This window comes from Peribacillus sp. NPDC096447 (genome assembly GCF_044762725.1).
Classification (GTDB): Bacteria; Bacillota; Bacilli; order Bacillales; family DSM-1321; genus Peribacillus.
Genome location: NZ_JBIWEV010000001.1, coordinates 598,631 through 622,249, shown reverse-complemented (window position 1 = coordinate 622,249; position 23,619 = coordinate 598,631). Strand labels below are relative to the sequence as shown.

The window sequence follows — 23,619 nt, the reverse complement described above, 5'->3', positions numbered from 1 at the left end:
TGAAATAATGGTAAAAGCGGAAATCATCGTGATAGGCAGCGGTATTGCTGCCTTGAAAACGGCATTGGAAGCAAGTGAACATAAGCATGTGATACTCATCACAAAATCAAATATCCGTCATGGCAATTCATATTTAGCTCAGGGCGGGATTGCTGCTGCAATATCTGATCGTGACCGAGTATCCTTTCATAAAAAAGATACGCTGGCTGCTGGTCAGCGATATAACAAGGTGAAGGCAGTGGAAAAACTCGTTGAAGAGGCACCTTCGGTTATAGCTGAACTTATTGAATCGGGTATGCGATTTGACCATGATGATGACGGAACTCTATTGCTTGGCATGGAGGGCGCCCACAGTGAACGAAGAATCCTCCATAGTCACGGGGATGCTACAGGAAAGTACATGATGGAACATCTTATAGGGCGCCTGAAAAAATCATCGATTACTGTGATGGAAAATGTTGCTGCAGTGGAGTTGATCATCGGGCAAGATGATTCCTGCATAGGCGTCAAAACACTTGATAAGGCAGGGGATCTTGTTGCCTATCATGCAGAACAGACGGTTTTGGCAACAGGCGGCTGTGGTTCCCTATACCATTTCACTTCAAATTCACAAACGGTTTCAGGTGATGGAATCGCACTTGCATTCAAGGCAGGTGCAAAAGTTCGTGACATGGAATTCATACAATTCCATCCGACCCTGCTTTTTGTGAATGGCAAAGCGAAAGGGCTCGTTTCAGAAGCGGTTCGCGGGGATGGTGCGAGATTAGTGACGGAAATGGGAAGGCCGATCATGGAGGAGGTCCATAGCTTGAAGGATCTAGCTCCTAGGCATATTGTTGCACAGACGATTTTTTCTTATTTGCAGCGCGGTGAAAAGGTATTTTTGGATATTTCGATGATTAAGGATTTTAAGAATCGTTTTCCGACAGTGAGCTCATTATGTGAAAAAAGCGGGCTGGACCTTCAATCGGGGAAAATCCCCGTTGCACCTGGAAACCATTTTTTAATGGGAGGAATTGAAGTGGATGAATTCGGGCAAACCTCAGTTCCTTCTTTGTTTGCTGTTGGTGAAGTAGCGTGCACGGGTGTACATGGTGCAAACCGATTGGCAAGCAACTCACTTCTCGAAGGGCTGGTTTTTGGAAATACACTTGGCCGTTTCCTTGCAAAAGTGCCGGCAAGGGCGATACCGGAAGAAAAAGGGCGGTCCAAGAGTTCCAGTCCAGTTTCCTTTTTACCTGATCTCACGACATTGCAGGAAAAATTAATGAACGAAGCGGGAATCGTTCGAAATGAAGCGGGATTAACTCGACTGAAGGATTATCTTGAGACATTTAATATCGAAAAATTGCTGCATTTGGAAGTAACGGAATTATCGATAGAAGAAATAACGAAAATCAATGCCATGATAGTGGCGTGGCTGATTGCCGAATCCGCATTGACCAGAACGGAAAGCAGGGGCGGTCATTTCCGCAGTGACTATCCAAGCGAAGATGACACCCAATGGCTTGAAAATTCGGTTATCCTTGCTTGCACGGATGTGAAAAACCGAGTGAAAGGGAGACGACTATATGAATATATTGAAGCTTAAACAGATGCTGCAACAATTTTTATTGGAAGATATAGGGGAATGCGATGTAACGAGTGATACGATTTTCGATCAAGGTGAACAAGGAACTTTGACATTCATCGCAAAAGAAGGCGGGGTCTTTAGTGGAGGGGACGTCATCAAGACCGGATTTGCATTATTGGATGAGCAAATCGAGGTTTTCCTTTTTGTCCAAGATGGCGAAGTCTTTGAAGAAGGACAGCAGCTTGCAAGAATGACCGGCGATATGGCATCTCTTTTAAAAGGGGAACGGGTCGTTTTGAATTTAGTGCAGCGTATGTCCGGCATTGCCACACAGGCTAATAAAGCTGCCATGATTTTAGCGGGGACGAAGACGAGAGCTTGTGATACGAGGAAAACTACACCTGGCCTGCGGATGCTTGAAAAGTATGCGGTCCGTTCCGGCGGGGCATATAATCACAGAAATGGTCTGTATGATGCAGTCATGATAAAGGACAACCATATTTCTTTCGCTGGGTCCATAACGAAAGCGGTTCAAACGGTAAAATCCAAACTGGGACATACCACTAAAGTGGAAGTGGAAACGGAATCACCACAACAGGTGCTTGAAGCAGTGGAAGCCGGTGCAGATATCATCATGTTCGATAATCGAAGCCCAGAAGAAATCAAGCAACTGATTAAATTGGTTCCCGACCACATCATAACTGAAGCTTCTGGAGGGATCAATTTAGACAATCTAGCCTCATATCGGGAAACAGGGGTAGATTATATTTCGTTGGGCAGCTTGACGCACAGTGTCAGGGCACTTGATATTAGCGCAAAGGTCAAAGAATGTGAGGGGATATTGAAATGAACATATTAGAAATGGCTAAAACAGCAGGAAATGCATTGCCTGAAAAGTATAAAACGATGACAAAGGAAGAGATGGAGAATCGGGTCCGGGACATTAAGGAACGACTGGGGAACCGTCTTTATATCCCAGGTCATCATTATCAACGGGAGGAAGTCATTCAATTTTCGGATTCAACGGGAGATTCACTTCAATTGGCCCAGCTTTCCGCACAAAATCGCGAAGCGGATTATATCGTGTTTTGCGGTGTGCATTTCATGGCTGAAACAGCCGATATTTTGACGGAAGAAGGGCAGACGGTTATCCTTCCTGACATGCGTGCAGGCTGCTCCATGGCGGATATGGCGGATATTGAACAAACGGAACGGGCGTGGACAAAGCTTCAGGATTTATTTGGCGATACAATCCTTCCGCTAACGTATGTTAATTCCACCGCGGCCATCAAAGCATTTGTAGGTAAAAATGGCGGGGCGACGGTGACTTCTTCCAATGCACAAGGGATGGTCTCGTGGGCCCTTTCGCAAAAAGAAAGGATCCTTTTTCTTCCCGATCAGCATCTTGGGAGGAATACAGCCTTTGACCTTGGCATCCCATTGAATGAAATGGCTGTCTGGGATCCGCATAAGGATGAATTGATTTATGAAGGGGAACTCGAAGATCTGAAGGTACTTCTTTGGAAAGGACATTGTTCAGTCCATGAAAATTTCACCACAACGAATATTGAAACGCTTCGAGCGGAGCAGCCTGAAATGAATATCATCGTTCATCCCGAATGCCGCCGTGAGGTAGTCGCCCTGTCAGATTATGCGGGTTCGACATCGTACATCATCAATATGATCGAAAGAGCCGAACCAGGTAGTTCCTGGGCAATCGGAACGGAAATGAACCTTGTCAAGCGACTTATCGCCAATAATCCTGACAAGAACATCATCTCGTTAAATCCGAATATGTGTCCATGTCTTACGATGAATCGAATTGATCTGCCTCACCTGCTTTGGGCGCTTGAATCCATTGAAGAAGGTATAATCATCAATCCGATCAAAGTGGAGAAGAACATTGCGGATAATGCCATCCTAGCTTTAAACAGAATGCTGGAACGCGTTTGAGTTAGGGGGGGCAATACCCCTTTGAGTTTGATGACCTAATGGGGATTGGAATGGTTTTATCCCGAATCCCTATTACGATTTTATCCAGGAATTATTGCCATGATTTTAAAACAAGACCGAGTAATCCACATGTATTTTTACTGTTTTAGCTGAAACTCACAGGATTGAAGAAATTTGCGACACTCCTGCCGAATAACTGGCTAGCCTAGACCCCACAGACGCTTGCGTCGAGGAGGCATGGCAGACAGTCGGCGGAAAGGGAGCGGATTGCTAGAAACAACTGCAATTTTTAACATAAAAACTGTAGACAAACTCGCTTTTCTTCGAATTTGTCTACAGTCTGAAAGGGGGACAAGACCCCCTTTTTTCTTATTGTAATCAAAACAGGTAAGAACTTTTAAAGGTTACTCGCTTTAAAAGTATTGCCTTCATTCATATCACCTGATTTAAAACCTTTATTGAACCATCGTTTTCTCTGTTCGGATGTGCCGTGCGTGAAGCTGTCCGGAACCACGTACCCCTGTGCTCTTTCTTGGATACGGTCATCTCCCACACCACTTGCTGCATTCAAGGCCTCCTCAAGATCGCCTTTTTCAAGCAAATTCTCTCCTTGGACATGATGTGCCCAAACTCCAGCCAAATAATCGGCCTGTAGTTCAAGGCGGACGGAATACCTATTATATTCAGTCTCGCTGACCTGTGAACGATCGGGCATTTCCTTTTCCGTTGTCCCTAAAAGTGTCTGAACGTGATGACCGACTTCGTGGGCAATAACATAGGCCATGGCGAAATCACCGGGTGCCTGGAACTCTTGCTTCAACTCTTGATAAAAGCTGAGATCAATATATAGTTTCATGTCACCCGGACAATAAAATGGCCCTACCGAAGAAGCTGCCATTCCGCATGCCGATTCGACACTGCCTGAATACAGGACAAGGTTCGGTTCCTTATATTCCAGTCCATTTTTTCGAAATTCTTCTGTCCAGACCTGCTCCGTTTCTGCAAGGACGACAGATACGAACTGCGCAAGTTCCTTCTCTTCATCAGTCTCGACATAAGTGCTGCCATTGTTCGATTCAGTAGAATTCAAACTGCCTAGCAATTCGCTAGGATTACCGCCAAGGAGCGTGACGATCAAGACAATCACCAATCCGACCCCTCCGCCGATTCCGGCCATGCCTTTTCCGCTCATGCCTCTTCTGTCCTCGACGTTCGAGCTGCCCTGTCTACCTTTCCATTTCATTATAATTCCCCCCCAAGGATGTAAGATAAGTACCTGAAGACGAAGCCTTAGGTCATTTACTTTCTTATACCCGGATTTCCCTGAGTTTAGACAGAAGCTTGAAAGAAGCGTTTCATAACATGATGCTATCAAACCTAAAAACCATTGCCTCCTTTTTTAGAATGAAGGCAATGGTCCCCTTAAATATCCTTTTTTAAGAAATTATTTCCTTTTTGGAGATGTCATATCATTTATTTCCTCTCCAAAAAAGTACCTTCCATTTTCCTAAATCTTTGATCCAATCATAAATGTCATTTTTCACGCATAAGTTTTCATGATAAAAATAATAGCAATTCACCCACTGCTTCATAGAATATATGGACATATGCACAGGAGGGGTTAACAGCGTGAAAATTCATATAGTCCAAAAAGGCGATACACTTTGGAAACTCGCCAAAAAATACGGCGTCAGTTTTGAAGAACTTAAAAAAGTTAACGCACAATTGAGCAACCCGGACATGATGATGCCAGGAATGAAAATTAAAATACCAGGGACATCCGGAGCTGTAATAAAAGAAACGGCCAAACCAAACGTGAATATTCAACCGGGAATTAAAGAATCCCAAATTCTACCGTACCAGGCTCAGCCAGCGCCTATAAAAGAGCAGCAAATTATGCAAAAACCGGCTGTTAAAGAACAGCCGATGTTTCAACAGCCGGTAAAAGAACAGCCGAAATTTCAGCAGCCGGTAAAAGAACAGCCGAAATTTCAACAGCCGATAAAAGAACAGCCGAAATATCAGCAGCCGATAAAAGAGCAGCCGAAATTTCAACAGCCGATAAAAGAGCAACCAATCGTTCAACAACCAGTGAAGGAACAACCAGTCAAGAAAGAGCAGCAGATCATTCAGCCAAAGCCAATCATTAAAGAAAAGCAAAAAATCGTTCCAAAAGAAGTTCCGGTGCCCATGCCGGTGATTCCGGAAATCGATATCAATAATTATTATATGGTCAACATGACCAATATGAGTGTGCAAAAGCCTCCTGCACCACCACCTTTACCAAAGAAAAAGGAAGAGCCGGCAGTCACTAAAAAGAAGAAAAAGCCAGCTGTACAGCCAGCACAGGAATACAGTGAGCCGGTGGATGATTGTATTCCAGTAACACCCATTTTGCCCGGAAGCGGTTATTGCATTCAGCCGCCACCGTGGGCGCAGATGCATATGCAAGCCCCATATCAAGGAGCTCCAGGGTATCAGGCGGCTCCGGAAGCATATGGTTATGAAATGATGGAAGAGAGCTCTGAGGTTTGGGGTGAATCCCCTGACATGCAAATGATGGATCAAGGATTCGTCCAGGGGGCGAGCATGAATATACCAAGCCAGCAACAATATCCATATCAAGCCTCCGCACCGGTTCCGCACCATTACTATGGAGGGATGAATCAACAAGCTCAAGTAGCAGGTTCATATATGCAGCAGGATTATGAGTCACCAGGCGAATCGCCATCTTCATACAACAATAACTATAACTTCCCTCAGCAGTATAACCAGGCTGCCGGTGAGGAAGAGGAAGATTGCGGCTGTAATAAGGGGTTACTTGGAACTTATGGGCCGGAAGTGAAAGGGCAGTATCAAGGGAACCAAAAAATGGATGCCAATGCACATCACCATCCAGATTATCACCAATATCAATCCGTTCAGTCACAGCAGCAACAGGCCCCATACCAAGGGATGTCACTTAATGAGTCTCAAATGGAGAAAGAGATGCAACAATATGAAGAAGAGTCAGTAGAATCGGCTCAATATGAAGGATTCATGATGATGGGCGGCCAAAACGGTGGCCAGCCAGGCATGATGATGGGCGGCCAAAACGGAGGTCAGCCAGGCATGATGATGGGCAGCCAAAACGGAGGTCAGCCAGGCATGATGATGGGCGGCCAAAACGGAGGTCAGCCAGGCATGATGGGCGGCCAAAACAGTGGTCAGCCAGGCATGATGATGGGCGGCCAAAACGGAGGTCAGCCAGGCATGATGATGGGCGGCCAAAACGGAGTTCAGCCAGGCATGATGATGGGCAGCCAAAACGGAGTTCAGCCGGAAATGATGATGGGCGTTCAAAACGGAGTTCAGCCAGGTATGATGATGGGCGGCCAAAACGGAGTTCAGCCAGGCATGATGATGGGCGGTCAAAACGGAGGTTTACCAGGAATAAAAGAGATTCAATTAGGAGGTCCTCCATTTATGATGGGCGTTCAAAACGGAGTTCAGCCAGGCATGATGATGGGCGGTCAAAACGGAGGTCAGCCGGGCATGATGATGGGCGGCCAAAACGGAGGCCAGCCGGGCATGATGATGGGCGGCCAAAACGGAGGCCAGCCGGGCATGATGATGGGCGGCCAAAACGGAGGCCTACCAGGTATGATGATGGGCGGCCAAAATGGAAGCCAGCTAGGTATGATGGGCGGTCAAAATGGAGGTCAGCCAGGTATGATGGGCGGTCAAACCGGAGGTCCGCCGTGGATGGGCCGTCAAAATGGAAGTCAGCCGTGGATGATGGGCGATCAAAACGGAGGCCAGCCGGGAATGATGCCTGGACAATTTGGTGGTCAGCCGGAAATGATGCGCGGTCAGCTAGGGGGGCAACCTGAAGCTATGTTACCTGGACAAATGGGTGGCCAGCCAGGCCAATTCGGGGGCGTTCGTGCGCCTGAAACATTTGGGATACCGACATATGTAGATGAAAGCGATGACTACTAATTATCAAGGAGACAGTGTTTTTAACACTCGTCTCCTCTCTTATTTAAATCGTAAGCCAAAGAATGTCCACCATATTCAAAGCAGTGTCTATTTAATAACTTTTGAAAAGGGTCATTCAATGATCCTTAAAGGATTCGACAGCTTTGAAAAGTGGGATCGGCAAAGAGAATTGACTTCATTGTTAAAACAAAAGGGTTTTCATCAAACGTATTATATTCATCAGAATTTAATGCCCTTTGAATTTAAAGGGAAATGGTATGGGAGTATGGACTATTTTCCGCCGAGTAAGAAAAAATTCAGATATTCCAATCATAAGGATCGTTTAGAGGGAATTAAGTTATTGGAAAGCTTCCATGATGTGTCGGAACATCTCTCCATTAACGCGCCTGTGTTCAATCAATCAAAAAAGTGGAAAGAACGTTTATCACTTTTTAAAAAGAACTTTTCTTATGTTCGCCAATATGTTTCCGAAGATATTATCAAGGAATGGGTTAGATGGGGTGAGTGGGCGCTAGAGGGGTTTGATAAAAATCAGTCTTTATGGAATAAGGAAAAGAAAGTAATCATTCATGGCGATTGTGCTCACCATAATTTCTTGCGCAGAGCTGACGGCACTTTGACTTTAATCGATTTTGACTTAATGGCAAATGCCCCGAGGTGCATTGATTATTTACAGTATGCAAATCGAATATCGCATCATTTGGAAGATGCGGCCACCGAGCTGTGGGAAGTGCCGCAATTGCAAAGGTATCAGTCAGACCTGGCCTTTTTATATGCTTTAACTTATCCTACCGATATTTTCCGTGAATGGAATCGTCTTAATAAAAGTTCTTCCCAGCTTCATTCGGTCTGGAAAATGTCCGTGGAAGGTTTTTCGGAGCGGATGGCGATGAATGAAAAATTGGCAAAAAGGATTTCTTCCCTTAATAGGAATTAAAACGGGTTTTTGGCCGTATCTTACAGAGTACATTTCCCGTTCGACACCCATGCTAATTATGAGCGGAATATAGCTCATTCAATTGCAATGGGAGGGTTATTGGTGCAGAAAATAATATGGGCACAGCCGCTTTGTACGGTATTGGCCGCCGTCAGTTTGGTTGGATGTGCTAATAATGATACAGCGGAAAATGAAAATATCACGAATGATACAGGATACCATGAAAAAGATGCATTGGTACGCAACATCAATTATGAGAATATGGTGCAAGGGTTATACAATAAAGATGATGCGTACAGTACGAGTGACCGTAACTACCATGGACATGAGAGTAAACCGCTTAAGGCGCGATCATCTTATTATAATTCTTATGAAGGCGCTTTAGCCGACAAAGTCAATGGGGTCGCCAATAAAGTGGAGCCGGTCATCGATGCCAGGACGATCATCATGAAAGACGAAATGCTGGTAGCCTTGCTGCTTGATGACTACAGCCAAGCAAAAGATGTTAAAGAAAGAATCAAGAAGGAAATCGGACCGCTTACCAATGGCCGTACCCTATATGTCACCACCGATGAAGGTGTCTATTTCAGGACGATGACACTTGATAACAATCTTCGGGATGGCGATACGAGGGAAATGATCATTTTGGATGCCAATGACATGTTCGATAACCTTAACATTCACGAAAATCACTTGAAATAATTAGTGGGCTGACCCGATATGGAGTCAGCTCTTTTTGATTTTTTTCTGGTTAATAATCCTTATTTGGGTCAAACTACATAAAAAGTAAACGCCTTAAGAGGTGAGTATATTGATTAATCAACTCAGAATCCAATTTTTCTTGACGCTTTTCATATTGCCATTTTGCTTAACCGTTTTTGCCGAAGAAACCGTTCAAAAGGAAAATGATCCAATTGAGAGGAAGGTCATTCTTCAGCGTATGTATCTGGATGGCGAGTTAAGTGAAGAGAAATTGACAGAAACCATTTGGTCGATGGAGGACTTTTGGTCAAAATATGAAGGATGGAAAGTAGTCGATCAAAATGAAGAGCAGATTGTCATGAAGAAAATTGAAAATGACATATCTCCGCTTTTAAAAGCGAATGGTTACCTTGGGATGAGGGAAGATGGTACGTTATCCATTTTTATCGGAAGGCCTGAGCACGCCAAGATCATTCATACTTTCTACCAAATAGACGTTGGTAAACTAGAAGCATACAAGCAGGAGGAACTGCAAAAAGGGATTCCGATCATGAATAAAGACCAATATAAACAGCTCATTAAAGAATATGAGCCATATTCGGTAAACTAGGGTGGGATGATATCCGATCCTTCAGACTGTAGATAAACTCGATAATAATGGAGTTTGTCTACAGTTTTTTTGGTATTTACAATTTGACAGTTGATTTCCACTGCAGGCACTCGCTTTCCGCGGGCGGTCCGCCCTCTGCGCCTGTGCACCTGTGGGGTCTCCCTTGGACGCGTATTTCCCGCAGGAGTCTCGCATACCCGTTCCAATCAACATTGTTTTATGGATGATAGTGACACCGAAAGTCATTGTGAAAAGACTTTGCAGAATATGAAATAACTTTTAATGAACAACACCCCTTTTTATGATAAAATGAGAGGTACAGCAAAATCAGGGAGAGAATTAATTTGTATGATTATATAAAAGGCAAGGTCGATTATATTGGGCCTGAATACATAGTTGTGGAAAATGGGGGGATCGGATATCAAGTGATGACGCCGAATCCTTTTATTTTTTCCGCTCAATACCAGAAAGAAATTCAAGTTTTCTTGTATCATTATGTTCGTGAGGATATGGCCGCATTATACGGATTCCAGACTCGACAAGAAAAGGCGTTATTCACAAAATTATTGAATGTAACCGGAATCGGGCCGAAGGGTGCTCTAGCCATATTGGCATCTGGCCAGGTTGATCAGGTGGTGCAGGCGATCGAAAATGAAGATGAATCGTTTTTGGTGAAATTCCCGGGAGTCGGAAAGAAAACGGCACGGCAAATGATCCTCGATTTAAAAGGGAAACTTGAAAATATTATTCCGGATGCGTTTCCAAGCTTGTTTAACGAAGGCGTCACGGCTGCACTCAGTCCAAATGGTTATACGGAGGAGTTGGATGAAGCCGTCCTTGCATTGAAGGCTCTTGGTTATTCTGAAAAGGAAGTCCAAAAGGTTGCCAAGAAATTGCAGGCGGAAGATATGACGACCGAGCAATATATTAAGAAAGCATTGCAAATGATGTTAAGATAAGGAGTGGCGCAATGGAGGAGAGAATATTCAATCAGGAAGCCGATTTGAACGAACTGTCCTTTGAACAAAGCTTGCGGCCGCAAAACTTAAAGCAATATATCGGACAGGATAAAGTGAAAGCGAATTTAAGTGTATACATCGAAGCGGCAAGGATGCGTGAAGAAACGCTCGATCATGTACTTTTATATGGACCGCCTGGCCTTGGAAAGACGACGCTTGCCGTCATCATCGCCAATGAAATGGGTGTGAATATCCGCACGACTTCCGGTCCCGCCATTGAGCGGCCGGGAGATCTGGCGGCCATTTTGAGTGCACTTGAACCGGGTGATGTATTGTTCATTGATGAGATTCACCGTCTTCCCCGTGTCGTCGAAGAAGTGCTATACCCGGCTATGGAGGACTTCTGTCTGGATATTGTAGTCGGTAAGGGACCGGAAGCCCGTTCGATCAGGATCGACTTGCCGCCGTTTACCCTCGTAGGGGCCACGACACGTGCAGGCTCACTTTCTGCACCGCTCAGGGACCGTTTTGGCGTCTTGAGCCGTCTTGAATATTATACGGAAAACCATTTGACTGATATCATCATCCGTACGGCAAGAATCATGGATACGGAAATGGATGATCAAGCAGCGGCAGAGCTTGCAAGAAGATCAAGGGGCACACCGAGGATTGCCAATCGGCTTTTACGGAGGGTCAGGGATTTCGCCCAGGTACGCGGTGATGGTACGATAACGGCCGAGCTTGCCGATTATGCGCTTGAATTAATGCAGGTCGACCGTTTAGGACTCGATCATATTGACCATAAATTACTTAAAGGGATCATTGAAAAATTCCGTGGCGGGCCCGTGGGTCTGGAAACGATTGCTGCAACGATTGGCGAAGAGGCACATACGATCGAAGATGTGTATGAACCATATCTGTTACAAGTCGGTTTTCTTCAGCGTACCCCAAGAGGCCGGATGGCAACACAGCTTGTTTATGAGCATTTCGGAATGGAGATGCCTGAATGATGAATATACCAAAGATGGTTATGATTCTCGGTGTGATTATATTCGTGATTGGTTTTGCGATGAAATATATTAGTCTCGGCAGGCTGCCGGGAGATATTTTTCTGAAAAAGGGGAATACGACGTTTTACTTTCCCATCGTTACATCAATCATTGTCAGTGTTGTATTGTCCGCGATTTTTTATTTGATCGGCCGTTTTAAATAATGATTACAGCTTGATAGACACGTAAGGAAGTGGAACAGATGAAATTGGATATGTTTGATTTTCATTTACCGGAGGAACTGATTGCACAAGTTCCTTTGGAGGATAGGGAAGCAAGTAGATTGATGGTGCTGGACAAAGAAACCGGCAAGCTTCAGCATGATGTATTCAGCCATATCACGGAATATATCAAACCGGGAGATTGCCTTGTGTTGAATGATACGAAGGTGCTTCCGGCCCGGCTATACGGCAGTAAAGAAGGAACGGGTGCAAAAATCGAAGTCTTGCTGCTTAAGCAAGAGCATGATGATGTATGGGAAACGCTTGTGAAGCCGGCCAAACGGATTAAAGAAGGCTCGACAATCGTTTTTGGCGATGGTAAGCTGAGTGCCGTCTGTACAGGCGTGCTCGAGCATGGCGGCCGAATCCTTGAATTTAAATATGATGGCATATTTTATGAAATACTGGAGAAGCTTGGCGAAATGCCGTTACCTCCATACATCAAGGAACAGCTCGACGACCAGGACCGCTACCAAACGGTATATGCGCGTGAACGGGGATCTGCAGCGGCACCTACCGCTGGCCTGCATTTTACGGAGGATTTGCTCGGGAAACTTAAAGGGATGGGTGTCCACATCGCATTCATCACGCTGCATGTCGGGCTTGGTACATTCCGACCAGTAAGTGTCGACGATATTGACAGCCACGAAATGCATTCCGAATTTTATCAAATGACTGAAGGCACTGCCAGATTACTGAATGATGTGAAAGAAAAAGGCGGGAAAATCATTACGGTCGGCACTACGTCCACAAGGACATTGGAAACGATTGCGTCCCGTAATGATGGGGTTTTCAAGGAAGAGAATGGCTGGACGAGCATCTTCATTTATCCTGGTTATGAGTTCAAAGGGATCGATGCGATGATAACGAACTTCCATTTGCCCAAATCGACTTTAATCATGCTTATTTCTGCACTTGCAGGCAGGGAGCATGTCCTTCATGCCTATGAAACGGCCGTGGAAGAAAAATACAGGTTCTTTAGTTTTGGAGATGCAATGTTAATTAAGTAATATAAGAGTGAAAAGCTCTTGAAGGGAGTTATTGCGTTGACTGCAATACGATATGAGTTAATCAAAACATGTAAACAGACAGGGGCACGGCTAGGCCGGGTCCATACGCCGCATGGTTCTTTTGAAACGCCGGCATTTATGCCGGTTGGAACGATGGCTACCGTCAAAACGATGTCCCCGGAAGATTTGAAACAAATGGGGGCAGGCATCATCCTGAGCAATACGTACCACCTATGGCTGCGTCCGGGGCATGAAATCATCAAGGAAGCTGGCGGATTGCATAAGTTCATGAACTGGGATCGGGCGATTTTGACCGACTCAGGCGGCTTTCAAGTCTTCAGTTTGAGCGAGTTCCGCAAAATTGAGGAAGAGGGCGTGCATTTCAGGAACCACCTGAATGGCGATAAATTATTTTTATCTCCGGAAAAAGCGATGGAAATACAAAATGCGCTTGGCTCGGATATTATGATGGCATTTGATGAATGTCCGCCATTTCCGGCGACTGAAGAGTATATGAAGAAGTCGGTAGAACGGACATCACGCTGGGCGGAACGCTGTTTGAATGCACATGAGCGTCCAAATGACCAAGGGCTGTTCGGAATCGTACAAGGCGGGGAGTTTGAAAATCTTCGCAAACAAAGTGCAAAAGACCTTGTCTCCCTTGACTTCCCGGGTTATGCTATTGGAGGGTTATCCGTTGGGGAACCGAAGGATATCATGAACCGCGTCCTTGAGTTTACAAGTCCGCTGCTGCCAAGTAACAAACCTCGTTACCTGATGGGAGTCGGTTCGCCGGACTCATTGATCGATGGTGCACTCCGCGGTATCGATATGTTTGACTGTGTACTGCCGACGCGAATCGCGCGTAATGGTACGCTTATGACGAGCAATGGGCGGCTGGTTGTGAAAAATGCGAAGTATGCACGCGATTTCGGTCCAATCGATGAAAATTGCGATTGCCATGTTTGCAAGAATTATAGCCGGGCATATATCCGCCATTTGATTAAATGTGAAGAAACCTTTGGAATTCGTCTTACGACTTACCATAATCTTCATTTTCTGTTAAACTTGATGGAACAGGTCAGACAAGCTATTCGAGAAGATCGTCTTGGAGACTTTAGGGAAGAGTTTTTTGAGCAGTATGGTTTCAATGAACCAAATGCGAGAAACTTCTAATTCCATACATATTTTAATGAACGAAAGGAGTGAATATACAGAATGGGTAATTTAACACAAATACTTCCGTTGATCTTAATGTTCGTATTGTTCTATTTCTTATTGATCCGTCCGCAGCAAAAACGCCAAAAGGCTACGCAAAACATGCAAAGCAGTTTGAAAAAAGGTGATAAAGTTGCTACTATCGGCGGCATGCACGGAACAATCGATGCAATCGATGAACTGCAAATCGTCATTAAATCACCAGACGGCACAAAACTGACGTTTGACCGTGCTGCAATCCGTGAAATTAAGGAAAGCGCACCAAATAAAGAAACATCCCTATAAAACAAACGAAAACCGGGCCATGTGCCCGGTTTTTTGCTGTGTTTTTTTAATCGGAGCGGGAGTCGGAACTCATGTTGACCCCAAGAACGCCACCCATCATGGCCGTAATCACGAAACAGCCATAGTATATCCATTGCTTGATCGTGAAGAGTGCATCGTGGCCTAAGTATTGGAAAAGGAACACGACCAACAGATAAAGCAGCCCAGTGCTTCCGCCCAAGAATAGACCTTGCTTTTTCCCTTTGCCTCCTGAAATGAATCCACCAATGAACAGCGATAAAAAGGACACGATCATGATCACGTATGTCAGGGATGATTCCGTCAGTGAAGTGAAACGAAGAAGGATGGATACGATTAAACTTGCAATCATCGCTATGGCAAAGATGGAGCCTACGCCATAAATTACGGCGACACTCATTTTTTTAGTTTCGATGGGTATTCCTCCTTTTTAAAAGGCTGATACGTATAGCCTGTTTATGTGTTTGTACAAGCATATTCCCCATATCGAACCTTTAGACCAGCTTTAAGAAGCTTCCCGTAAATTTAGAAAAGATTTTGGAGTAATTTTTCATTTCCCAAGCCATGCTATGGATGAAGGATGTGGTATTGAAATGGATATCCTGGCTATTATTTTTAGGACAACAGTGATCTATCTAGTCATCTTAATCCTTTTTCGAATGATGGGTAAGCGGGAAGTTGGGGAATTGAGCATTCTTGATTTAGTGGTATCCATCATGATCGGGGACATCGCCGTTCTATCATTTGAAGACTTGGATAGACCATTTTTCAGGCAAATCATTCCGATGTTCGTTCTTGCTTTCATCCAAATAATATTGGCTTTCATTTCATTGAAAAGCATTAGATTTCGAAACATCGTGGACGGTACGCCGCAGATCATCATCAATCAAGGGAAAATAGATGAAAAAGCGATGCGTAAGCAACGATATACTTTCGATGATTTATTGACCCAGCTGCGTGAACAGGGGATTAGTGATTTAAATGAAGTACAATTCGCAATCCTCGAATCTACCGGGAAGCTTTCGATCATCAAGAATACCAAAGGCAAAAGGTCTAAAATCAAGGAAACACCTTATCCCCTTATAATCGATGGGGAGATACAGGAGAATAATCTCGATAGAATTGGCAAAAATCATTTTTGGCTCCGGCACCAGTTGAAAAAACTGGGAGAAACGAAGATAAAAGAGATTTCGATTTGCGGGTACATAGATGGCCAATTTTACATCGACAAAAATGAAACGAAGAAATGACCGAAGCCTTTTAATGCTTCGGTTCATTTTATTTCCAAGCGAATTTTGATAAAAAGCCGCCCACTACAGGAATCCTGATCAGATCCGCCTTTTTTATGCTGCCGGTCATAAGCAGGAAAAATGTGAACAGTAGGATAACGACGGTCACGGAAAGCAAAAGCCGTATGCCAAGTGGCTGTGAGGAGAGCGGGAATTGATACAGATAATAACCGCCCCATCCGGAAATTAAAGCAAGGACCAAAGCTGACATATAGCTGCGGAAATGAAGCGTGAAAGGGACGACCTTCAGCACAGTTGAAAAATGCAGGAAGGTAACAAGCATCGTACCGACGGCTATCCCGATTGCGGCTCCCATGATTCCGAAACTTTCCTTTGACGCCAGCAGCCAGATCACACCGATTTTAAGGATGTTACCAGCCAGGCTGTTGAACATTGCGGCCTTTGCAAGATCCAGTGCTTGCAGCATGGATTGCAGCGGATATTGAAAGTAATAAAGGATGAAAAAGGGTGCCAGGAATTTAATGAAAACAGCAGCATGCGAAGAGCCGTACATGACTTGTAAAATCGGTTCGGCAAAGATGAACAGAATGACGATAGCTAAACAGCCGGTGATAAAGGTGATCTTCAGTGCCTGCTGAAGCCTGTGTTCAACGAGTAAAAAGTTTCCGGTCGTACGGGCTTCGCTCACTGCCGGGACAAGTGCCGTCGCCAATGACGACGTAACGAAGGAAGGAAGCATGAGTAAAGGCAGGGCGTACCCTGTAAGCTCCCCATATTGACTGGTCGCTGCGGCCGCGGTGACTCCGGCGAGTGCCAAACTCTGGGCGACCACTATCGGTTCGAAAAACCACGAAACCGATCCAATCATCCTGCTTCCGGTGGAAGGAAGGGCAATTCCCATCAATTCGGTGAACGTTCCCTTTCCGGATTTGACATTCTTGAAAAAGCCCTTTCTGAACTTAAAATGTTTCTTTAATTTAAAACTGGTCAATAAGTAGATGAGAGATACAAGCTCACCGATAATCGATGCGAACATCGCCCCGGCTGCAGCATATTCGATTCCATATGGCAAAAAGGCCTTCGTCAGAACGGCTATGAAAGTGATTCGGGCAACCTGTTCGATAACTTGTGAGAAAGCGAAGGGCTTCATATTTTGCTTGCCTTGGAAATAACCGCGCAGTACGGAAGATATGGCGATGATCGGTACGATAGGGGCAATCGCCATTAGCGGCCATACCGTCCGTTCGTCAGTGAATAGGTATTCTGAGAGAGCCGGCGCGAAAAGCAGCATCGCAGGAGTGAAAATCATCGATAGAGTAAAGGTGCAAGCCAAAGAGACGACAAGGATTTTCTTGATTTTCCGTTCATCACCTTTGGCATTGGCCTCAGCCACGTATTTCGAAATGGCGATTGGCAGGCCTAACTGGGTTATGTTCACGACGAGAAAGAGGGTCGGTAAAGCCATCATATATAAACCAACGCCTTCTTCGCCGATGAAGCGGGCGATGACAATGCGGTTAATGAAACCAAGAACCCTTGTAATCAGGCTTGCGATTAATAAAATCAGCGTCCCTTTTAAAAATTTGGACATTGAACTCCCTCCCTGCCTTCTCAAAAAAGCGGTTATGCTATACAATTATCTATATGCTTGTACTTGGACAAAGCATGACAAAAGTGTTTGTTTGCGTTCTAACAAATGATGAGAAACCCTTCTAAGAAAATGCGCATTCATTTGAGAATCATTTTTACTGGAGGCAAAGTGATGGCAAAAAAGAATCATCCCTATCAAAGGTATTATCTGAAGGTGCGTCCATTCTTGAAGAGTAAGCGTGAGGAATTCCAAATGGTCGGATTGAATGCCGTAACAGAGGAAGACATATGGGGAACCTTAACGAAAAATAAATGGAAGCGTCCGCAGGAAAACATTCACATACATGAACTTGTCGCAGATATCGTGACATTTTCGAGCAATCAATTCATGACCTTCCAAATGGTCGAAGCTTATAAATCACCAAACCTATTTGAGCCGCTTTCTGAAGAGGAACTGAAGGAACTTTTGAAAGAATGACGCAAAGATATACTTAAATTGACAGCTGTTTGTATTTGACTCATAATAGATATGGTTATGCTTTTTTTGGAAAAGCATGGAAAGCTGTGTCTTTTTTCTTAAGAAGTAAAGGGAATGCAGTTATCATATAAACAAAAAATGACAGTTTTTTTAACTTCAGGAACAGGCGTATTATAGAAAGGGGCCTACTACATAATGGTAAAAAGAAGCAGGATCGTTGCGTTTTTTCTAATCGCACTTTTGATTTTCGCAGCGATGGGGACGACTTCAAAAGGAATCCTAAAGGATATCAAGCTGGGTCTTGATCTTCAAGGCGGTTTTGAAGTGTTATATGAAGTAAAACCGCTGTCTGGGGAGAAGATCACCCCGGATGTTTTACGGGCTACAGTAAGCTCGCTTGAGCGGCGTGTCAATGTTTTGGGTGTTAGCGAGCCTAACATCCAAATCGAAGGGAAAGACCGGATCCGAGTTCAATTGGCTGGGGTCAAAGACCAAAACAACGCTCGGGAAATCCTCTCGACACAAGCTAAATTATCCTTCCGTGACTACAACGATAAGGAAATGATGACCGGGGCCGACCTGAAAGAAGGCGGCGCGAAACAAACGTTCCAAGATAATCAACCGGTTGTTGAAGTCACATTGAAAGATGTGGATAAATTTAAGGACATCACCCAAAAAATATCCACGATGGAAAGTCCTACTAATGTACTTGCAATCTGGCTGGATTTTGAGGAAGGAAAAGATTCCATCAAAGATACCTCTTCACAAGACAATATGATTTCAGCTCCAGCTGTCAGTGAAGTTTTTAATACGAAGAAGGTGTATATTACCGGTCAATTCACGGTGGAAGAAGCGAAAGAGCTTGCAGCCCTTCTGAATGCAGGTGCCCTGCCTGTGGATTTAACAGAAAAGTACTCCACTTCTGTAGGTGCCCAATTTGGTGCAGGTGCACTGAATGATACCATTTTTGCAGGAATCATCGGAATTGCACTTGTTTTTATCTTCATGCTTGTGTATTACCGCTTCCCGGGATTCATTGCAGTCGTTACTTTAAGCATATACATTTTCTTGACTCTATTAGTGTTTGATTGGATGAATGCGGTCCTTACGCTGCCTGGTATTGCGGCATTGGTACTCGGGGTCGGGATGGCTGTCGATGCCAATATCATAACCTATGAGCGAATCAGGGATGAATTGAAACTTGGCAGATCCGTCAAGGCGGCTTATAAAGAAGGTACTAAAAATTCACTTGCTACAATCACGGATGCCAACTTAACGACCCTGCTGGCTGCGGCCGTACTGTTCTATTATGGAACAAGCTCGGTTAAAGGGTTTGCCACCACTTTGATCATTTCGATTTTAATGAGTTTCATTACAGCCGTTTATGGTACACGCCTCTTCATGAGCCTGTGGGTGAATAGCGGGTTCCTCGACAAACGTACAGGATGGTTTGGCGTGAAGAAGAAGCACATTCACGATTTATCCGAGAAAATGGATTTAATGTCATTGCCAACACGCTTTGATAAAATCGATTTCGTCAAACATCGGAAAGTTTTTTATGGCATTTCAATCGGTGTCACCATTATCGGGATCATATTCCTGCTCGTCTTTAGATTGAATCTTGGGATTGATTTCACGAGCGGCACCCGAATCGAGATTGCTTCCAAAGACGTCTTGACGACACAGCAAGTCAAAACCGAAATGGAAAAGGTCGGTATCGACGAAGAGGATATCAAGGATGTCAGGCTCGCTGGACAAGACAATAAAAATGCTGTCGTTCGGACAGTCGGTGTCCTCGATAAACAAGAGATTGCTGAATTGAAGGATCATTTCAAGAAGGATTACGGAGCAGAACCGAATGTCAGCACCGTATCACCGACTGTAGGGAAAGAGCTTGCGAAAAATGCCATGTTTGCGTTAGCGATTGCATCAATCGGAATCATATTGTATGTATCGATACGATTTGAATGGCGAATGGCTGTACCTGCCGTTGTCGCGCTTATACATGATGCATTCTTCATCATCACGATTTTTAGCTTACTCCGGCTCGAAGTGGATATCACCTTCATTGCTGCGGTTCTGACGATCGTCGGTTATTCGATCAATGATACGATCGTAACCTTTGACCGTATTCGTGAAAACCTACGCTTCAGCCGTAAAATCAAAACCGTCGAAGAGCTTGAGAGCATTGTGAACATCAGTATCAGGCAGACTTTGACAAGATCCATTAACACGGTTCTGACCGTTCTCATTACGGTCATCGCGCTGATGATCTTTGGTAGTGAAGCTATCCGTAACTTCTCCATTGCCCTGTTTATCGGTTTGATATGCGGAGTGTATTCATCGCTATTGATCGCTTCCCAATTCTGGCTTGATTTAAAAATCAGGGAATTGAAGAAGAAAGGTCCGCTGAATACCGCAAAAGAGAAGAAACAAAGTCTTGAAGGACAAGTTTAATAGGTGAGAGGGGGCTGGCATGATGCCAGCCTTCTTTTTGTTAAACTAAATTTATTGGATAGGGAATTACAGCCATTTATGAGTTTAAAATAAAATTGAAACTGGTATATTCGTTTTGTATAATGAGTAGGTTGAGGGGTGAATAAATGTTAAAGCCAAAAACACGGTGGAACTTGCAATCTGCCGATGAAAACAAAGTTGCTGTACTAGCTGAAGAGCTTCATATCACACCTTTGGTTGCAGCCCTGCTTGTGAATCGAGGCCTGGATACAATTGAAAGTGCCCGATCGTTTTTATTTGTAAAAAATCAAAATTTTCATGATCCATTTTTATTGAAGGATATGGATAAAGCTGTATATAGAATAAGAGAAGCCATTCAAAATGGAGAAAAAATACGTATATTCGGTGATTATGATGCGGATGGCGTGACATCGACCACAGTGATGATGACGGCGCTGATGAAATTGGGGGCCAATGTTGATTTTTATATCCCGAATCGGTTTACAGAGGGATATGGTCCGAATCCGATGGCGTTCCGCCTTGCAGCTGAGCAAGGGGTGAAGGTATTAATAACCGTCGATACCGGAATTTCTGCAATCGATGAAGCGAAACTTGCCGGCGAGCTTGGCATGGATTATATATTGACCGACCACCACGAACCGGGGCCGGAACTGCCTGAGGCATTGGCTATCATCCATCCTAAACTTGAGAACAGTTCCTATCCATTTAAAGACCTTGCCGGAGTAGGGGTCGCATTTAAGCTTGCACACGCCTTGCTTGGGGAATTGCCTGAGGATCTGCTTGAAATAGCGGCAATCGGCACGATAGCGGATTTAGTGCCTTTGCAAGGGGAAAACCGCCTCATTGCTGCGAAAGGCATCGAGCAGTTACGTTTGACTCGCCGCCCGGGACTTGTTGCGTTAATGAAAGTGGCGAATGTTCAACAGGAAGCATTGAATGAAGAATCAATCGGCTTTGCGATGGCACCGAGGATCAATGCTGTCGGGCGCCTTGGAGATGCCGATCCCGCTGTCGATTTATTGATGTCCGCAAGCCTGGAAGAAGCGGTGGAACTTGCGAATGAAATCAATGATACCAATAAAGAGCGCCAGGAAATGGTTGCAGCAATGGCGGCGGAAGCGATTGCTGAGGTAGAGGAAAACTTCCCGCCGGAGTCCAATGGCGTGCTCATCATCGGAAGGGAAGGCTGGAACGCAGGAGTCGTGGGGATTGTGGCCTCTAAACTTGTTGAACGCTTTTACCGGCCAACGATTGTATTGAGCTATGACCGGGAAAAGGGATATGCGAAAGGTTCTGCTCGGAGCATCGCAGGTTTCGATCTTTTTCAAAGTCTTTCCGCCTGCCGTGAACTGCTGCCTCATTTCGGTGGACATCCGATGGCTGCTGGAATGACATTGAAAATTGAAGATGTCCAGGAGCTCAGGGACCGTATGAATTTGATTGCGAAGGAACAACTGAACGAAGAGGACTTCACACCGATTACAAACTTGGACGGGGCTACGACTTTAGCTGACGTTTCCATTCAAACGATTCAGGAAATGAGCTTGCTGGCGCCATTTGGGGTAACGAATCCCAAGCCGAAGATATTGATAGATTCCGTACAGCTTTCAAGTGTCCGCAAAATAGGTGCCAACCAAAATCACTTGAAGGTCCAGCTGGAAGATGGTGAAAATCACAAACTTGACGGTGTGGGCTTCGGTCTTGGTCATTTTGTCGATGAAATAGCTCCGCACGCTGAGGTCTCGGTTATTGGTGAGCTTTCCATCAATGAGTGGAATAATATGAAAAAGCCCCAGATCTTTGTCCAGGATGTCTCGGTAAACCATTGGCAGTTATTCGATTACCGCGGCAAGGGACAGGCAGAGAAGTGGCTTGCCGACATTCCTGCACAAAACCGGAAGATCGTCATTTTCTCGGAAGATATTTATAGCAGATATCCATTTTTACAAAATCATCCGGATCTCGTTATTATTAAGAATCAACTGGATGCAGAGCAGCTCGACTGCTTCGAAGGTCATTTGGCATTCATGGACATGCCGCCGTCAAGGGAATATTTGAAACGGGTGATTGCCGATAAACACCCTTCGCGTATCTACGCTCACTTTTCCCATGAACAGGACCATTTCCTAAGCACGATGCCAACAAGAGATCATTTTAAATGGTTTTATGCCTTCCTTGCCAAAAAGGGGCCGCTCGATGTGAAAAGATATGGTGATGACCTAGCCAAATATCGCGGCTGGTCAAGAGATACGGTGGATTTCATTTCTAAGGTGTTTTTTGAGCTTGATTTTGTTACAATAGAGAATGGGTTAATTATGCTCACAACCAATGCGAAAAAACGCGATCTCAGTGAATCTGAATCGTATACAAGAAAGAAAGAGCAATTTGAGCTTGAACAAGAGCTTGTTTATTCTTCCTATCAGCAATTATTCGATTGGTTCAATCATTATTTAGTTCATGAGGCAACAGACCTTGAGGAGGAAACAAAGCAATGGATTTAAAGCAATATGTAACAATTGTGCAAGACTGGCCAAAACCGGGTATTGTCTTCAAAGATATTACAACATTAATGGATAACGGTGCAGCTTATAAATACGCAACAGACCAAATCGTCGAGTACGCTCGCGATAAGAATATAGACTTGGTGGTCGGCCCGGAAGCGCGCGGATTCATTATCGGATGTCCAGTCGCATACTCATTGGAAGTGGGCTTTGCGCCAGTGAGAAAAGAAGGAAAACTTCCACGTGAAACGATAAAAGTCGAATATGGATTAGAATATGGCAAGGATGTATTGACAATCCATAAAGATGCCATAAAACCGGGACAGCGTGTATTGATTACGGACGATTTACTTGCTACCGGGGGAACAATCGAAGCGACGATCAAATTGGTTGAACAGCTTGGCGGCATTGTAGCCGGGATTGCATTCCTTATTGAATTGACTGACTTGGATGGTAAAGATAAATTAGACGGCTATGATGTCTTGACATTAATGAGCTTTTAATAAAGAAGAGCACTCTGACCAGGGTGCTCTTTCTGTTTTTACCTGTTTTTTCTGGATTTTGTCGAATTTCCAGTGAAAAAATACAGTATTCTTTATAAAATACACGTTTAACTCTTTACATCCTTGCCTTTTTTTTCGATAATAGTAATAATAAAGAGTTTTTCTGCTAATAAGTTTATTTGCACTTTTATCCGTTTAAGCGGATTTATTTTTTTTCGCAAAAATTGTCACGTTTTGCAGAATAAAGGGAAGTGCTACCAATCATACTCAATCCGGATCATATCCGGTGGCAGTTAAAGTGGG

At 44.4% G+C, this 23,619-nt stretch carries 20 protein-coding genes and 1 pseudogene; 18 read left to right on the top strand and 3 right to left on the bottom strand.

From position 1 onward, the window contains the following. The first annotated feature begins 7 nt into the window (after positions 1–7). From nadB to nadA, 3 genes are read left to right on the top strand one after another with little or no spacing between them, the layout of a single operon-like run. The gene (nadB, locus tag ACIQZD_RS03110) at positions 8–1,591 is read left to right on the top strand and encodes an L-aspartate oxidase (protein ID WP_402898061.1); all 1,584 of its coding nucleotides are present in this window, start codon (positions 8–10) and stop codon (positions 1,589–1,591) included. Beyond that, a complete protein-coding gene (gene nadC, locus ACIQZD_RS03105) occupies positions 1,572–2,423 on the top strand; it encodes a carboxylating nicotinate-nucleotide diphosphorylase (protein WP_402898058.1) in 852 nt (283 codons plus the stop codon). Before nadB ends, nadC begins: the two co-directional genes overlap by 20 nt. Further along, the gene (gene nadA, locus ACIQZD_RS03100) at positions 2,420–3,526 is read left to right on the top strand and encodes a quinolinate synthase NadA (RefSeq protein ID WP_402898054.1); all 1,107 of its coding nucleotides are present in this window, start codon (positions 2,420–2,422) and stop codon (positions 3,524–3,526) included. Before nadC ends, nadA begins: the two co-directional genes overlap by 4 nt. A gap of 397 nt (positions 3,527–3,923) precedes the next feature. On the opposite strand, the gene ypfJ is transcribed toward nadA, so the two are convergent. After that, positions 3,924–4,769, bottom strand: a complete 846-nt coding sequence (ypfJ, locus tag ACIQZD_RS03095; protein WP_402898051.1) for a KPN_02809 family neutral zinc metallopeptidase — start codon at positions 4,767–4,769, stop codon at positions 3,924–3,926. 386 nt (positions 4,770–5,155) lie between these two features. Between ypfJ and safA the strand changes: the two are divergent. The 10 genes and pseudogenes from safA to yajC all read left to right on the top strand — a co-directional run. After that, a pseudogene (safA, locus tag ACIQZD_RS03090) lies at positions 5,156–5,300 on the top strand (SafA/ExsA family spore coat assembly protein); the annotation flags it as partial. A gap of 2,196 nt (positions 5,301–7,496) precedes the next feature. Beyond that, positions 7,497–8,444, top strand: coding sequence for a phosphotransferase (locus ACIQZD_RS03085; RefSeq protein WP_402898048.1), 948 nt, complete (start codon positions 7,497–7,499; stop codon positions 8,442–8,444). Between the two features lie 102 nt (positions 8,445–8,546). After that, positions 8,547–9,146, top strand: a complete 600-nt coding sequence (locus ACIQZD_RS03080) for a YhcN/YlaJ family sporulation lipoprotein (protein ID WP_402898045.1) — start codon at positions 8,547–8,549, stop codon at positions 9,144–9,146. A 109-nt stretch (positions 9,147–9,255) separates the two neighbouring features. After that, complete coding sequence (locus ACIQZD_RS03075) at positions 9,256–9,756, top strand: BofC C-terminal domain-containing protein (RefSeq protein WP_402898042.1); 501 nt, start codon at positions 9,256–9,258, stop codon at positions 9,754–9,756. A 344-nt stretch (positions 9,757–10,100) separates the two neighbouring features. After that, positions 10,101–10,715, top strand: coding sequence for a Holliday junction branch migration protein RuvA (gene ruvA / locus ACIQZD_RS03070; protein WP_137020417.1), 615 nt, complete (start codon positions 10,101–10,103; stop codon positions 10,713–10,715). A gap of 11 nt (positions 10,716–10,726) precedes the next feature. Further along, positions 10,727–11,725, top strand: a complete 999-nt coding sequence (gene ruvB / locus ACIQZD_RS03065) for a Holliday junction branch migration DNA helicase RuvB (RefSeq protein ID WP_034308811.1) — start codon at positions 10,727–10,729, stop codon at positions 11,723–11,725. Continuing rightward, complete coding sequence (locus tag ACIQZD_RS03060) at positions 11,722–11,928, top strand: DUF2905 domain-containing protein (protein ID WP_137020415.1); 207 nt, start codon at positions 11,722–11,724, stop codon at positions 11,926–11,928. The genes ruvB and ACIQZD_RS03060 overlap by 4 nt, the downstream gene beginning before the upstream one ends. Positions 11,929–11,966: 38 nt before the next feature. Next, entirely contained in the window at positions 11,967–12,995 is a 1,029-nt protein-coding gene (queA, locus tag ACIQZD_RS03055) for a tRNA preQ1(34) S-adenosylmethionine ribosyltransferase-isomerase QueA (protein WP_402898037.1), read from the top strand. Positions 12,996–13,031: 36 nt separating this feature from the next. After that, the gene (gene tgt, locus ACIQZD_RS03050) at positions 13,032–14,171 is read left to right on the top strand and encodes a tRNA guanosine(34) transglycosylase Tgt (protein WP_101222768.1); all 1,140 of its coding nucleotides are present in this window, start codon (positions 13,032–13,034) and stop codon (positions 14,169–14,171) included. 42 nt (positions 14,172–14,213) lie between these two features. Then, positions 14,214–14,498 (top strand): preprotein translocase subunit YajC, encoded by a 285-nt coding sequence (gene yajC, locus ACIQZD_RS03045; RefSeq protein ID WP_402898034.1) that lies wholly within the window; start codon positions 14,214–14,216, stop codon positions 14,496–14,498. Between the two features lie 46 nt (positions 14,499–14,544). Here yajC and ACIQZD_RS03040 read toward each other — a convergent pair whose 3' ends face one another. Continuing rightward, positions 14,545–14,916, bottom strand: a complete 372-nt coding sequence (locus ACIQZD_RS03040) for a TIGR04086 family membrane protein (protein WP_170971607.1) — start codon at positions 14,914–14,916, stop codon at positions 14,545–14,547. A gap of 193 nt (positions 14,917–15,109) precedes the next feature. On the opposite strand from ACIQZD_RS03040, the gene ACIQZD_RS03035 reads away from it, so the two are divergent. Further along, positions 15,110–15,766 carry a DUF421 domain-containing protein gene (locus ACIQZD_RS03035; protein WP_402898029.1) on the top strand — a complete coding sequence of 219 codons (657 nt, stop codon included), beginning with the start codon at positions 15,110–15,112 and terminating at the stop codon, positions 15,764–15,766. A 28-nt stretch (positions 15,767–15,794) separates the two neighbouring features. Here the strand turns inward: ACIQZD_RS03035 and spoVB are convergent, their stop codons facing one another. Continuing rightward, positions 15,795–17,357: a stage V sporulation protein B gene (spoVB, locus tag ACIQZD_RS03030; protein WP_402898026.1), complete on the bottom strand. Its 1,563-nt coding sequence runs from the start codon at positions 17,355–17,357 to the stop codon at positions 15,795–15,797. A gap of 171 nt (positions 17,358–17,528) precedes the next feature. On the opposite strand from spoVB, the gene ACIQZD_RS03025 reads away from it, so the two are divergent. The 4 genes from ACIQZD_RS03025 (at position 17,529) to ACIQZD_RS03010 (ending at position 23,316) form a co-directional block, all read left to right on the top strand. Further along, on the top strand, positions 17,529–17,834 hold the full coding sequence (locus tag ACIQZD_RS03025) for a post-transcriptional regulator (RefSeq protein ID WP_137020410.1): 306 nt from the start codon (positions 17,529–17,531) through the stop codon (positions 17,832–17,834). A gap of 195 nt (positions 17,835–18,029) precedes the next feature. Further along, complete coding sequence (gene secDF, locus ACIQZD_RS03020; protein WP_402898022.1) at positions 18,030–20,291, top strand: protein translocase subunit SecDF; 2,262 nt, start codon at positions 18,030–18,032, stop codon at positions 20,289–20,291. Positions 20,292–20,437: 146 nt separating this feature from the next. Next, on the top strand, positions 20,438–22,813 hold the full coding sequence (gene recJ, locus ACIQZD_RS03015; RefSeq protein WP_402898019.1) for a single-stranded-DNA-specific exonuclease RecJ: 2,376 nt from the start codon (positions 20,438–20,440) through the stop codon (positions 22,811–22,813). Further along, the gene (locus ACIQZD_RS03010) at positions 22,804–23,316 is read left to right on the top strand and encodes an adenine phosphoribosyltransferase (protein WP_034308789.1); all 513 of its coding nucleotides are present in this window, start codon (positions 22,804–22,806) and stop codon (positions 23,314–23,316) included. The genes recJ and ACIQZD_RS03010 overlap by 10 nt, the downstream gene beginning before the upstream one ends. Positions 23,317–23,619: the final 303 nt, after the last annotated feature.

What these genes read in the sequence shown, in the direction of transcription:
- recJ (WP_402898019.1), top strand. Translation starts at nt 20,438, where the DNA reads ATGTTAAAGCCAAAAACACGGTGGAACTTGCAATCTGCCGATGAAAAC.
- ACIQZD_RS03035 (WP_402898029.1), top strand. Translation starts at nt 15,110, where the DNA reads ATGGATATCCTGGCTATTATTTTTAGGACAACAGTGATCTATCTAGTC.
- yajC (WP_402898034.1), top strand. Translation starts at nt 14,214, where the DNA reads ATGGGTAATTTAACACAAATACTTCCGTTGATCTTAATGTTCGTATTG.
- ruvB (WP_034308811.1), top strand. Translation starts at nt 10,727, where the DNA reads ATGGAGGAGAGAATATTCAATCAGGAAGCCGATTTGAACGAACTGTCC.
- ACIQZD_RS03010 (WP_034308789.1), top strand. Translation starts at nt 22,804, where the DNA reads ATGGATTTAAAGCAATATGTAACAATTGTGCAAGACTGGCCAAAACCG.
- ACIQZD_RS03025 (WP_137020410.1), top strand. Translation starts at nt 17,529, where the DNA reads ATGGCAAAAAAGAATCATCCCTATCAAAGGTATTATCTGAAGGTGCGT.
- nadC (WP_402898058.1), top strand. Translation starts at nt 1,572, where the DNA reads ATGAATATATTGAAGCTTAAACAGATGCTGCAACAATTTTTATTGGAA.
- ACIQZD_RS03060 (WP_137020415.1), top strand. Translation starts at nt 11,722, where the DNA reads ATGATGAATATACCAAAGATGGTTATGATTCTCGGTGTGATTATATTC.
- nadB (WP_402898061.1), top strand. Translation starts at nt 8, where the DNA reads ATGGTAAAAGCGGAAATCATCGTGATAGGCAGCGGTATTGCTGCCTTG.
- secDF (WP_402898022.1), top strand. Translation starts at nt 18,030, where the DNA reads ATGGTAAAAAGAAGCAGGATCGTTGCGTTTTTTCTAATCGCACTTTTG.
- ACIQZD_RS03040 (WP_170971607.1), bottom strand. Translation starts at nt 14,916, where the DNA reads ATGAGTGTCGCCGTAATTTATGGCGTAGGCTCCATCTTTGCCATAGCG.
- ypfJ (WP_402898051.1), bottom strand. Translation starts at nt 4,769, where the DNA reads ATGAAATGGAAAGGTAGACAGGGCAGCTCGAACGTCGAGGACAGAAGA.
- queA (WP_402898037.1), top strand. Translation starts at nt 11,967, where the DNA reads ATGAAATTGGATATGTTTGATTTTCATTTACCGGAGGAACTGATTGCA.
- nadA (WP_402898054.1), top strand. Translation starts at nt 2,420, where the DNA reads ATGAACATATTAGAAATGGCTAAAACAGCAGGAAATGCATTGCCTGAA.
- spoVB (WP_402898026.1), bottom strand. Translation starts at nt 17,357, where the DNA reads ATGTCCAAATTTTTAAAAGGGACGCTGATTTTATTAATCGCAAGCCTG.
- ACIQZD_RS03085 (WP_402898048.1), top strand. Translation starts at nt 7,497, where the DNA reads ATGACTACTAATTATCAAGGAGACAGTGTTTTTAACACTCGTCTCCTC.